This window comes from Flavobacterium sp. ZB4R12 (assembly GCF_048276375.1).
Classification (GTDB): domain Bacteria; phylum Bacteroidota; class Bacteroidia; order Flavobacteriales; family Flavobacteriaceae; genus Flavobacterium; species Flavobacterium gawalongense.
Map to the genome: position 1 here is coordinate 18,174 of NZ_JBLNKS010000026.1, position 12,668 is coordinate 30,841.

7 protein-coding genes are annotated in these 12,668 nt (G+C 33.7%); 1 reads left to right on the forward strand and 6 read right to left on the reverse strand.

Features of this window, described 5'->3' with window-relative positions:
• Positions 1–68 precede the first annotated feature (68 nt).
• The 4 genes from ACNO7W_RS15615 to ACNO7W_RS15630 form a co-directional block, all read right to left on the reverse strand.
• Positions 69–2,360: a BamA/TamA family outer membrane protein gene (locus ACNO7W_RS15615; protein WP_417938823.1), complete on the reverse strand. Its 2,292-nt coding sequence runs from the start codon at positions 2,358–2,360 to the stop codon at positions 69–71.
• Positions 2,353–7,356, reverse strand: a complete 5,004-nt coding sequence (locus ACNO7W_RS15620) for a translocation/assembly module TamB domain-containing protein (RefSeq protein WP_417938824.1) — start codon at positions 7,354–7,356, stop codon at positions 2,353–2,355. Before ACNO7W_RS15620 ends, ACNO7W_RS15615 begins: the two co-directional genes overlap by 8 nt.
• Positions 7,357–7,523: 167 nt before the next feature.
• On the reverse strand, positions 7,524–9,206 hold the full coding sequence (locus ACNO7W_RS15625) for a Na/Pi cotransporter family protein (RefSeq protein ID WP_417938825.1): 1,683 nt from the start codon (positions 9,204–9,206) through the stop codon (positions 7,524–7,526).
• Between the two features lie 164 nt (positions 9,207–9,370).
• The gene (locus ACNO7W_RS15630; protein WP_417938826.1) at positions 9,371–10,180 is read right to left on the reverse strand and encodes an NIPSNAP family protein; all 810 of its coding nucleotides are present in this window, start codon (positions 10,178–10,180) and stop codon (positions 9,371–9,373) included.
• Between the two features lie 236 nt (positions 10,181–10,416).
• Here ACNO7W_RS15630 and ACNO7W_RS15635 point away from each other — a divergent pair, with 236 nt between their 5' ends.
• Complete coding sequence (locus tag ACNO7W_RS15635) at positions 10,417–11,265, forward strand: transglutaminase-like domain-containing protein (protein ID WP_417938827.1); 849 nt, start codon at positions 10,417–10,419, stop codon at positions 11,263–11,265.
• 35 nt (positions 11,266–11,300) lie between these two features.
• Here the strand turns inward: ACNO7W_RS15635 and ACNO7W_RS15640 are convergent, their stop codons facing one another.
• Both ACNO7W_RS15640 and ACNO7W_RS15645 read right to left on the reverse strand, forming a co-directional pair.
• Complete coding sequence (locus tag ACNO7W_RS15640; protein WP_417938828.1) at positions 11,301–11,786, reverse strand: OB-fold nucleic acid binding domain-containing protein; 486 nt, start codon at positions 11,784–11,786, stop codon at positions 11,301–11,303.
• 269 nt (positions 11,787–12,055) lie between these two features.
• Positions 12,056–12,532 (reverse strand): DinB family protein, encoded by a 477-nt coding sequence (locus ACNO7W_RS15645; RefSeq protein WP_417938829.1) that lies wholly within the window; start codon positions 12,530–12,532, stop codon positions 12,056–12,058.
• Positions 12,533–12,668 lie beyond the last annotated feature (136 nt).

Sequence of the window (12,668 nt, forward strand, 5' to 3'; positions counted from 1 at the left end):
GCATTAAAATTCTGATTATCAACAGATTACCAATATTTTGAATAAGAGTTGATTTGCTAAATTCTGGATTAAAACGGATATCCAATAGCCAAATTAAAAACTAAATTTTCTTTTCTCCATGAGCCATTTCCAAAACTTATTTTATCTAAAACCCAACGTTCGCCATCTGGCAAATACGGTTTCCGAATAGGGAAGGCGAAGTCCGTTCTAAGAATAAGAAAAGAGAAATCAAAACGGAGTCCGGCTCCCGTTCCAACAGCTATTTCATTCAGAAATTTTTTAGAAAATTGAGCACCCGGTTTTTCGGGATTATCTTTCAATAGCCATATATTTCCTGCATCTACAAATAACGCACCTTTTACAAAGTCGTAAATTTTGGCTCGGTATTCCGTGTTAAATTCCAGTTTTAAATCGCCTGATTGATCTGCCAAAAAAGAACTGGTAGTAGCAGAACCATCAAAACTTCCAGGACCTATGGAACGTGCACGGAACGCTCTTAAACTATTGGTTCCACCAATGAAGAACTGTTTTATAAATGGCATTTCACGCGAATTTCCGTAAGCAAATCCGGCTCCAACAATAATTCTACTGGCCAGTTGTGAGTCCGGTCCTAATTTTAAATAATGTCTAAAATCGTTTTCTATTTTAACAAATTGGCTAAACGGAACATCAAATAGTTTAATAGTATCGCCTTTTTGAATATTCGCTCCTGTAACTAATCCGGCAATGTTTCCTGCCAGATCTATAGTACCTTTGTAGTAAAATGTATTTTTCTTTCTTCTTTGTAATGTATTGGTATAGGTATAGGAATACGATGGTCCAAAGATTAATTGTTTTTCGATTACTTTCCCCAAAGAAGCATTAGCTAAAATTTGTTCTTGGTATAAAGGAGTTACATTTTGCGGACTGGCATACGTAATCTCTGTAACATTCAATACGTGTTCTTTTCGCTCATTTTCTTTCCATAAATAACCAAAGGAGCCTTTGAATGTTTGTAACGAATATAATTTGGTTCTGTTTTGGAATTCATATCCTAATGTAGCTTTTGTTTTTGGCACAAAACCACTTGAAGGGTTTAGTTTAAAAGGAGATACAAATCTTGGCCAGACTAAATTAGCTTCAGTACCAACGCGATACACATTAAAACCATTATTTTGTCCGGAAACTTGTACTTCGACACCTCCAAATGCAGAAATGGTAAGTAATTCCGCACCTCTAAAAGTATTGCGATTACTCCAGTTTAAATTCAGTTCAGTTCCGGTATAATTAGCAGAATTGGTTTTCGCCAGCACTTCCATCCGAATTGATTTTTTGGGCAATGGAGTGAGATAATAATAGGCATCCAGATAATTTCCGATCGTATCAGAAACCCTGAACTGATTTTTTACGAATTTGAAAGTACCCAAATTGACTAATCGGTTCAAAGATAAATTATGATTGGTACGATTGTATAAATCTTCTTTTTTGAAATACAGCACCCGATCAAAAATTCGTGGTTTGAATAAATTTTCAGGATCTATAATGGTAAAATCATTGTATTTTTTAATCGAATTAAAATCGGTTTTTAAACTATCAGAACCAATGGAGTAGTTGGGATAAACAATTATTTTATTGATTTTGAATGGTGTTTCGGCTAGTTTAGGAGTTTCTTCTTTTACTTTTACGATGAGATCCACCTGATGATCCGCAACGGTACTATCCACTTGTACTTTGAGATAATCGGGATTAAAGTAAAAAAAACCTTTTTCTTTTAGTCTGGCATCAATTCGAATTCTTTCCAGTTTTATGGCATCAAGGCTGTATCCCTGATCTTTTTTTAATAGACTTCTGCGTCTGGTATTGCGAACAGCACTTGAAATTAAAGAGGAATCTGTTGGAAATTTTACTTCTCTAATTTTATATTGTTTATCTGGTTTTACACTATATTCCGCGGTTGCTTTTTTACCTTTTCTGGTTGAATCTGCAGTAGTTTCCGCGTTGAAATAACCACTGTTTTCAGAAAAATTCTGTACAACACTTTTACTGTATTCTAAATCGACCTGACTGTATAAAACGGGTGGTTCTCCCACTTTGGTTTTCAGCCAATGGCGCCATCCTTTTTCTTTTTTGGGTGTTCCCGCTAAATTGTAGATGTATAATTTTGGGCGTAATCCTAAAAATGAGGAGTTGGGTTTTGGTCTAAGAATATCTTTTAATGCCGTTTTTAATGCTTTTTCCTCTTTCTTCGAAGTTTCATTTCCTTCCACTTTTACTTTTGCACCAATATAAAGAAGATCTCCTTCGGGTAAATATTTTGTATTGCTGCACGATGTGGCAAACAATGTTAAAAAAAGAAAATATAGTAAATGGGTCTTATTCATCAGATTTCTTTTTTGATTCCTTTTTTAATTTTTTAGCTGCTTTTTGCGCTTCACTTTTACGGAATAATTCCATGAATTTATTGTAATCCAAAGTGATTATGAAAGCAATTCCGGTCTCCACAACTTCACCTTGAAGCGCCACTTGATATTTGTTAAGTCGATACGCTCGCATTTTATACCTTCCGTCTTTTGAAAGCTGGTAATCAATAGAAACATCACCGGCAATATTATTTGCATTTTGATTGACTTGTTGCGGTCCTTCAATCCCAAAACTACTTCCAACGGTAACTTTCAATCGGTCGTTCAGCAATTTTTTGGAAATACCTACATTCAAATCGGTTCTGTTTTCTCGCTGCCCAGTTGTATAATCGTCAGAAGTATTTAAATCAAAATTAAGTTCTACACCGCTGATTAAATCTCCTGCCAGATTATTAAGTTGTTGGGATAGAATTTTACTGGCACTTTCCCTGGCTATTGATGAAACGTTTGTTCCACCGGTTTCGCTGGCAAACGGATTCTCTCCAATAAAACGATTCAGCAGGAGTAAGGCAAAAACTTGTTTGTTTAATTCATCCGGTTGCTGACGCAATTGGGTCAATTTAGCTTGCGTAGTAGTAATGATTTCAGCCGAAACGCTATTGTTCCCTTCCGGTAAAATGATATCAAAAGAAATGGTAGGTTTCATTAATTCACCAATCATTTTTAATTCGGTTTCAAAAGGAAGTTTTTGTTTGTAGGTATTTCTCACTTCGGCAGTAACATCTCCTAATTGGTCGTTCACTAAATCAATTGGTGCGGCTTCCGTTTTATAGATTGCTGTAATATTAATATCGGCCGTTGTGGGTTCTCCGGCCCATAGAATATAACTTCCTTTTTTGATGTCGAATTTTCTTTTAATAGCATTAAAATTCATTTCATAACTTCCTTCGGATAACTCATATCTACCGGTCAGCGTAGTTTTTCCGGACGGATCAATTCCACCGTTCAATTGTGCTTCTCCTTTTAATTTTAGGAAATCTCCGTTGGCTTTGTCAATGACCAAGGATAATTCAGCCTCTTTATCTATTTCAATATTTACTGAGGCATTGATTCCTTTTATATCCATTTCACTGTTCAATTCATCAAGAACCATGGTCTCCTCTACTTGCGGATGGTCTTGGTCAATGAATTCTACAATTCCTTCTCTATCGGCAATTGACGGATCCGATTGTGGTAAAACAATAGTGAATTTAGTGTCTTTATTGATTTTGATATTTCCTTCTACAACGGGATTGTCAAAATTGCCTGTTATTTTTAAATGATTGTCTAAGTATAATTCACCATAATACAAATCATTGTCTTTGGCTTTAGAATTAATAGCTTTAAAATTATCTGCATCTAAGGCTAAATCAAAACCAAAATTCCTGAAGTTCTCACTATTAATTTTTCCATTGATGGCTAAATCATTGTCTTTCTCATCTTTGATAATAAAATTATCGAAAATTATAGCATCGCCAGTAAATACGATTTTATCATTGATAGATTTGAATTTCGAATTGAGTTGAGTAGCTTTGAAACCAATTTCATTGAATTGCAATTCCCCAATCACTTTAGGTTGTTTTGTATTTCCTGTTATTTTGAAATTTCCAGTCAAAAAGCCTGTACTTTCTTTTATATTATCCAATGTAAAACCCTGAATACTTTTCAAATTCAGTTTTTCAATAGCCAGATTCATATCAAAACTACTGTCAGTTGTTTTGTAATTTCCGTCTAAATTAACTTGATTTCCCTGACCTGTAATTGCAATTACAGCATCATATCTATTTGCAATTGCATTATTTACTTTTATACTAATAGTACCGACAGTATCTTTTTTGAAAGTAAAATTTTCAATATTCAAATCCGAAGTGAAAAGTGGCTTTGTATTTATATTTTTCACCAATGCATTTCCATTGATTTTACCACTCATCTGTAAATCCTTTTTTTCAACCATGCTAGTGATGGTTTTGATGTCAAAATCCTTGAAATCAATTGCGATAGGTGCATTCGTATTATTAGATTGGGATTGGATTCGGATGTTACTTCCGTCTTTACTTAATTCGAAATTATCAGCGTAAATTCCTTTTTTGCCAAAACGAATTAAATTGTCTTGGGATATTTTCCAAGATTCATAGTTGAGTAACAGATTGTCCGGACTAAGGTTTATTTCGTTGTATCCGTTATTCGCTTGTAGTGTACCGGTAATCAAGTACCTTTCTACGTCTTTTACATCTTTTAATTGCAATGTATAATCCAGAATATTTTTTTCGACTTTCCCGGAAATATTGGTGTAAGGCAACTGAATTTGTTTGTTTTGGATATCATCTATAATTAAAGTGTAAACAAGTGCTTTATCTTGAGTATCCACTTTTAGAGTCGCATTTGTAATGGTATTTTCTCCATAAATTAATTTTGGAATGGTACCGTTCAGAACAATAGAGTCGTTTACGGAATTGTATCTTCCATCTATAGTAATAGGTTCAAGACTTTTCAATTCAGGAATAAGTTTTAATAGAATTGGACTGTCTTTTACACTAATTTTAAATGCAAATTGTTGTTTTTCAACAGCTATTTTTCTTGAATTCGGGTTGCTGTCATAATATTGAGCAATAGAATTCTTTAAAGCAGTCGCTATTTTTGACAACTTGTATTTTCCATTTACTTCCCCATCTAAAAATGGGGATTTCAATAGTAATGTATTCTTTTCAGAAGTGGATGTTGCGACTACGGTAATAGAATCAATTACAAATTGTTCATTCGCATTGGCTATCGTTATGCTGTGCGCATTCACTGTTCCGTTGAGGTAATCTAAATTAGCCGATTGAATGTCAGCATCGACAACACCTCTTATTTTCATTGGGCCTGCATGGAGATTTAGTTTTTCCAAATCGGCGATGTCAACATTCAGTTTTAATTTCCCTGTAGGATATTTGTCTCTGAAACTACCGCTGCTGACTAAATCAAAAGTCAGACTAGGATCTTTTGCGAAAGCAGTTGCATTGAAATTTCCGCTGCGAATATTCCCTTTTACGCTCAGATTTTGATACGTGTATTTATTGTAATACGCTTTTAGAATAGTTCCGTTGAAAGAAGCCGTAGCAGTTTTTAGATTGGAACCACTTCCTTTTATGTTGGCTTTTAAAGTGACTTTTCCAATAGAATCGTTTTTGATAAATTTCCCTAATTCAAAATTAGTCAGCTCCATTTGGGCGTCATATTTATCCTGATTTTTTATGCTGCGGTCGTATGTGCCTTTGATTTTTGCATTTCCAAAACTACTTACCAAATTCATATTGGTATTAAAATTAGCAATAGTCCCTTTGAAAGTCCCTTTGGCACTGAACTTGGAAGGCAACTGAATCGAATTTGGAATCGTTCCTGGAGGTAAAAATCCATTAAAATCTTTTGAACCGGATTGTAAGTCTTCAATATTCAAATCAAAATACGCTTTGTTCACATCAGGTAAACCGATAATTCTTCCGCTGGCAGCCACTTTTGTAGCTCCAATACCGCTAATTTCTATATCTGGGAATTCAAAATTCTTTAATTTTCCTCTAATGTCTCCATTCACAAGCAGTATTGCATTGGGATGGCTCATGAAAGGATTCGTGTTTATCAAAGTAGGAGCAAAAAGCAAAATATCCTTAATACCCAATTTACTTTTCTTCAAATAAGCAGTAAGCCCTAATTCTCCTGGATTTTTAGCCAGTGATTGAATGGATGGATATCCAATTCTGATTTCATCTCTCAACTCCGTTTGAGGGGTTTTTAAATATAATTTTTTAAGAAACGCATTTTTTTTACCGTAGAAAAATTCAGCGTTAAACGATTGAATGTTTAAGCCGCTTTTGTCTTTAAGTGTTAACGAATTTGCTTCTCCGGAAATATTTTCGGGATTGTAATTTAGGAAATCCACTTGTAGGTTTAAATTGGTAATACTCAAATGGTTGTAATCGATACCTTTTTGAATTGCAACAGCATTATTATTGTCATAACGGAAGGTTACACGTTTAAACTCCGTTTTATTTACTTTGACTTCCCAGTTGTTGGGTTCACCGTTAGCAGATTCTTTTTTTGCATTTGTTTTGTTTTGTTTGCCAAAAGCCAATTCGCCTTCCGCACCAACTAAGTCAATACTTTCGACTAATAGCAATTGATTGTAAAGATCAATTTTGTCGATTTTAGCTAATAGTTTTTTAAAGTAGAATTTAGTGGATAACTTAGTTTCCTCACTCTGATAATCGAAATCAATTTTTGCGAAATCAATTTCTCCCAATTTTAGTTTTAGGATGGATTCCGGAGTGTTTTTGGCGGCGGCCACTTTGGTTGCATTGGATATTTGAACCAAACCTTGTCTTAATTTAAACTTTAGTCCATTAATTTTAGCTTTTGGAATTTCAAAGTTCATTTTGTCTAAATCGAACGTTCTAATTCTCGTTTCAAAGTGATTTAGATTGGCAATTATATTATTTTTTGTAACGGCATCGGTATAATTAAACTTTATTCGGTCCAGCTTAATTTCTTCCACGGAAAATTGCATCGGTGGTGTATCGCTCTTCTGTTTCTCTGGCGAAGCAAAAGCCTTAACAATGTATTCAAAATTAAAAACGGCTTTCGAATCTCTATTTAAATTAGCTAAAATACCTTCCATTTCCACGGAATTAATTTCGACTTTGTTGTTCATCAATTGCAATAGGCTAATATCTACAGCTAATTTTTCTCCAGCAAAAAGAGTGTCTTTTTTTTGATCTTCAAAATAAACGCCTTCGAGAATTACTTTTTTTGGAAGTCCAATTTCTATTCGGTCAATAGAGACTTTGGTTTTGATTTTTCCTTCCAGATAAGTTATCGCTTTTTCTTTGGCATAATTTTGAACTGAGGGAATCTGAATAGCCACAACTAATATTAAGAACAAAAGGATTACTGATCCTATTATCCAAAGGAAAATCTTTAAACTTTTCTTTAAGTATTTTTTCAAATGGTCTTGTTTTTAGGTCTAAAATTAACCAATTTAATCCAGAATAGCAATTTCAATCACAAACAGAATTATCCACAAAGGTGAAAAATAGAAAAAGAAATTTATTGCAAAATTTAAAAATAGTATTGTAAAATTTTTGGATGGTTATAAAAATCTACAACTTCAGTTTATGTTTTATATATTGGAATTTCATTAAAATTTTCTGCCTGTTTTTCATCTAATAAAATGTCTTTTATAGCCATTAGCATCGCTTTATTTGAAGTAAAAAGTTCCCGATTAAAATTGATAACTGTAGTAATGTCTATATTTTCAATAGGGGCGAGTTGTGCTTCAGTGTAAAAGGTGTTGAGTGCTGTAGTATAGTTTTTTTGAATCGTATCAAATAAAGATTCCAGTTCTTCAAAACTTGCCTGTTTTTCTTTATTGAGTAACGCATTTAATTTCAGGTAGAGATTTTCAGTTTCATTTTTGTGATGTAGGAAAAATTGATATTTGATATCTTTAGACGAACGACTGAGATTCGTAATATTACTTCCGATATCTTTCACACTTTTCACGGCGTGCATGGAACTTCTTCCGGCAGAAATTAATTGGTTGAGTTCGGAATTTTGTTTGCTATTTAATTTTGCTCTTAATTTCAAATAAAAAGCCTGTAATTCGCCTTGCAACTGTTTTAGGAATTCGTATTTTTCTTCAATAGTTTTTGAATTAAAATTCCTTTCCTTATTGATTTCCTTGAAATCAATTTGTTCCTCAAGTGCAAGAATATGTATCTTGAATAGCTCAAGATTGAAAATCATCGAATTATGAATAAAATATCTCGTCTCTCTTCGAAATAAATCCAAAGCCGTTTCTGGCTCCGAGATTGAGGCGTGTCCTATAAAAGCGGCTGTTGAACCATCGGTATTTTTGAAAAAACGCTCCAGAAATTTAGTAAATAAATCCAAAACCGGAAGGAATAGTATAATGGCCAGCAGGTTAATCAGACTCGAAAAAGTAACCAAACCAATAAGTGGATCTTTGATTTTTATAATATCAGTTATCAGTAACAGAATTGGTTTTAGCAATACAAAAGCTATCGCGGTGATGAAGATGTTGAACAATAAATTGCCCAGTGCCACTCGTTTTTTGGAAGCATTGCCACCAATCGCACTTACAAGAATTTTAATTATGGTACCGGTTTCTGAACCCAATACTATTGCGGCTGCCATTGGAAAACCAATCGCGCCAGCGTTGAGAGCACTCAATGTAAGTGCCATGGTTACGGAACTCGATTGAACAATCAACGTGATTAAAAAACCAATAAACAGAAAAACAATTAATGGCATCGAAGCATATTGTGAAAAATCAAAATGCTGCACCTGCGCTTCCATAGCCGTTTTCATAAAAGAAAGCCCGATGAACATTAATCCAAATCCCAAAAGAAAATAAGAAAGGTATTTTATAGTCTTACGATTTCCAAGCAGAATGAGAAGAAAACCGCCCAAACAAACTGCCGGATAGGCAATCACTTCAATATTGGTTTTAAAACCAAGGGTGGCGACTAGCCAGCTTGCGAGAGTAGTTCCTAGATTCGCACCCAGAATAATAGCCATGGCATTTTTCATCGTAAAAACACCCGCACCCACAAATGCCAAAACCATCATCGAAACCATAGAACTGCTCTGAAGAACACCAGTTACTATTGTTCCGCCGGCTACAGCGCCGAGATTATTTTTTGTGATACGCTGAAGAAACAGTTTGAAACTTCTTCCCGAGAGATTCTTCAAGGATTCCTCCACCAGATATATGGCAAAAAGGAACAAACCTACTCCGGCAGCGAGTTTTAGTATTGTATTGAGTGTTTCCATAACTGTAAATAGCACTAAAGATACTTAAATTTATTAGTAAATTATTGGTGAAAAAATCAACTTCCCCTATTTTAAAATTACAAAGTATTTTCTAATCTTAAATAAAAAAACCACAACTTTTTTAGAGTTGTAGTTCTGTTTTACGGAATGTTGAGTTGTAAAAACTAATAATCGGAATAGTCCGTTGGATACATAAAAGTAATATCGATATGAGATACATTATTTTTATATTTTTCCATTCCTGACATTTCTTTCCATTCTGGTGCTTCACCAAAGGATTTCCAATGTGCGTCTCGACTGGCTTGATCAGCGAAAGTGGTCATGTACATTAAGTTTGGCATCTTGGCTCCCGAAATCACTTCGCTATAAAATACCGCATTAAATCCCAATTTATCAAAGAGTTTAATTTCTCCGCCGCCATTAAACATATCTACTTTGTTTTTGTAAATAGCTTCTGTTGCTGATTCGTAACTTCTTAATTCATATACGCGATTTGCTCTCGCGCTATTCAAAGCTGGCTTTGTCAAAATAGGATGATCTGAAAAAGCTTTCAATAAAACAGATTCTATACGCGTATAAGGCGGTTGTTTGTAAGTAGCATCCAAATACTCCGCTCCGGTAGCTAAATAAGTTTTGTCCTTGGCTAGTTTTTCGTCAAGTCCAAGAAATTGTTCCATAGACAAAAATGGAATTAACACCATAATTTTTTTTAGGGTGTCAGTAGCGTTGGGTTTTGGTTTGAACACGCCAATATTTTTAATTCCTAATTTTTTCAATCCTGGCAAATACGATTCTTTCAGATATTTATCAGTGATTTGTTCTTGCTGTTTCGTTTTTAAAATATAGGTTTTGAGTTGGTAGAATTCCCTTGATTTCGTGACAGGTTTTGTCTCCATTGCATTAGCGGGAGTTGTTTTGAAACTGGTAATTGTAAAGATGATTAGTATTAGAAAAAGTAATTTTTTTAATTTCATTTTTTAATTTTTTATGGTTAGAAGTTAAATTTCAATAGATTATAAAAGTATAACAAAAAACTGCAACTTTTTATGGTTTATAGTTTATGAATGAATTCTTTCCTTTTTTTGTGCCAATTTATATATCTTAAAGTTTATTTGGAGTCTTATTTGAGAATCTGATAAAAAGAGAAAGTGAATGGCAATAAATTAAATATTGGTAATTAGTAGCAATTGCAAATAGGTATATTTACAGGATGAAGTTTACAGTATACAGTGAGTTATCATACGAAGTCATTTCTCCAACTACCTTTATTTTTAATATACAGGCAGCAAAATCGGCGAGTCAAATAGTTGTTTCGGAATCTATTATCGTTACTCCCGCCATAAAATTTGAGGAATTTACATTGAAAAATTCGGGTACACGGTTTGTAAAAATGCAAGTAAACCAAGGATTGTTTTTTACAATAGTTTACCAAGCAGAAATTGATGTTCACTATACGATTTATGATGAAAAAGTACTTTTGAAATCTATACCAATTATAAATCTGGATAACGAAGTATTACCCTTTATTTCTCCAAGCAGGCATTGCGAGTCGGATAAATTATCAGAATTTGCCATGAATGAATTTGGATTTTTGCCCAATGAATATGCTAAGGCTAAAGCCATAAATGAATGGATTTTCAATACTGTCGAATATAAAACAGGCGTTACCAATTCCAGTACTTCAGCATGCGATATGTTACTGTACAAAGTGGGTGTTTGTAAAGACTTTGCACATTTAGGGATTGCGCTGTGTAGAGCGTTAGATATACCGGCACGCTATTTTACCGGATATGCGTATAATCTTAATCCACCAGATTTTCATGCTTGTTTTGAAGCGTATATTGGTGGACAATGGCTGTTTTTTGATCCCACTAAATTAGCTGTTTCTAATGGATTAGTAAAAATAGCGAATGGGAAAGATGCTTCAGAAGTAGCGGTTGCCAGTTACTTTGGGGATGTTAATTGTACATTCATGAAAATTGAATGCACCCCTGTTAAATCTGACTTTAAGTCTTTTAATTCTGAATTTGATGAAATTGAAGCGATTTCTTATGAATGAAATTCTATTGCTTAAATGTTTATTTAAGAAGTTTTTTAATCTAAAATTTTTCTAACGGTGATTCGGTTGTCGTCTCTCATTTTCCAGATTTCTCCAAACAAAGTAATGTTTTCTCCCATTTTAAATTCATGGTATTTGTCTGCACTTCCAAGGTTAGGAATACTAATTACAGCAAAATAAATTGTCCCATCGGTAGTTTTTATCTTGGCAGTATAGCCATCTTTTCCTTTTTCGACAGATTGTACTATTCCGGTGATTTTAGCTTCAGCAATGTTCTTCTTTTTTAATTCCAAGATTTCTCTAACAGTAATTTGTTTTTCTTTTCCCATTTTCCAAACTTCTCCTTTCACAACTATTGTATCTCCAATTTCCGCCTGTTTGAATAATTGAGGATTACTCAAATTTGGAATACTAATTGTTCCAAAATAAATTCGTCCTTTTTTATTTTCAATTGTGGCTGTATACCCATCTTTACCAGTTTGAATAGCTGAAACTTCACCACTAACGGTAGCTGTTTTCACTGAAGAACAAGAAATTGTACAAAAAAAATTGTGATTAGAATACTTTTCTTTATTGGGAATGATTTCATGTTTATGGACCTTCTTAATTGGCTTATATCGTTTCTTAACGAGTAGTAATTGCTAAATGTATCACTTTTTATTTAAAAAATGGAAATAGTACTTTGTTCCAATAGGGATTAGTTAGGCACTAATTTTTAAACTGAAAAATCGAAGTTATGGCTGCGGGAAGTATTAGCTTTATTTTTGACTATACCCGTTAACGGTAGTTTTTATTGCAATAGGTTACGTTTAAATTTCTCAATTTGCCTCTGGTGACGTAAAATATGGACGATTGCATGCTCCATTAATTGTTCGATATCATAAAGTTGTTTCCAAGAAGTTATTATTTTTTTGGATTCATCAAATTGTTCCAGTTCAGTATCTTCAATGTCGTTAAAAACATTTTCGGTATATACAATCAACTTGTTCAGGTCTTCTAAATACTCCTTAATGGTTAAATGAAAAGCTTTATCCGGTCGCTCCATGTTATGTCCTTTCAGGTTATGAATGTAAATCACATAACCGTAACCAGAACTTACCACGTGAGATAAAATAGTTTGAATAGATTTACAATTCTCATCAGTTGTTTCCTGGTCTATGATATTAGTCAAAATAGTGTCAGGAATATCTTCGATGACTTTCTTGAAATCCGAAATTGCCTGTTCATATACGTCAAGCAATGCTCCAACTGCTCCTTGTTTATACATTTTTGTCGTCTTTATTTAATATGACAGTCCGCAATATGTTCCAAAGGATAAAATATGGCACACAGATAACACGGATTGAACGGATTTTGCACAGATTTAAATAACTGTCTTGTCCTAAAATAGGTTTACACATTTA

Coding starts and splice junctions, on each gene's coding strand:
- ACNO7W_RS15625 (WP_417938825.1), bottom strand. CDS start 9,206: ATGGAAACACTCAATACAATACTAAAACTCGCTGCCGGAGTAGGTTTG.
- ACNO7W_RS15615 (WP_417938823.1), bottom strand. CDS start 2,360: ATGAATAAGACCCATTTACTATATTTTCTTTTTTTAACATTGTTTGCC.
- ACNO7W_RS15645 (WP_417938829.1), bottom strand. CDS start 12,532: ATGTATAAACAAGGAGCAGTTGGAGCATTGCTTGACGTATATGAACAG.
- ACNO7W_RS15630 (WP_417938826.1), bottom strand. CDS start 10,180: ATGAAATTAAAAAAATTACTTTTTCTAATACTAATCATCTTTACAATT.
- ACNO7W_RS15635 (WP_417938827.1), top strand. CDS start 10,417: ATGAAGTTTACAGTATACAGTGAGTTATCATACGAAGTCATTTCTCCA.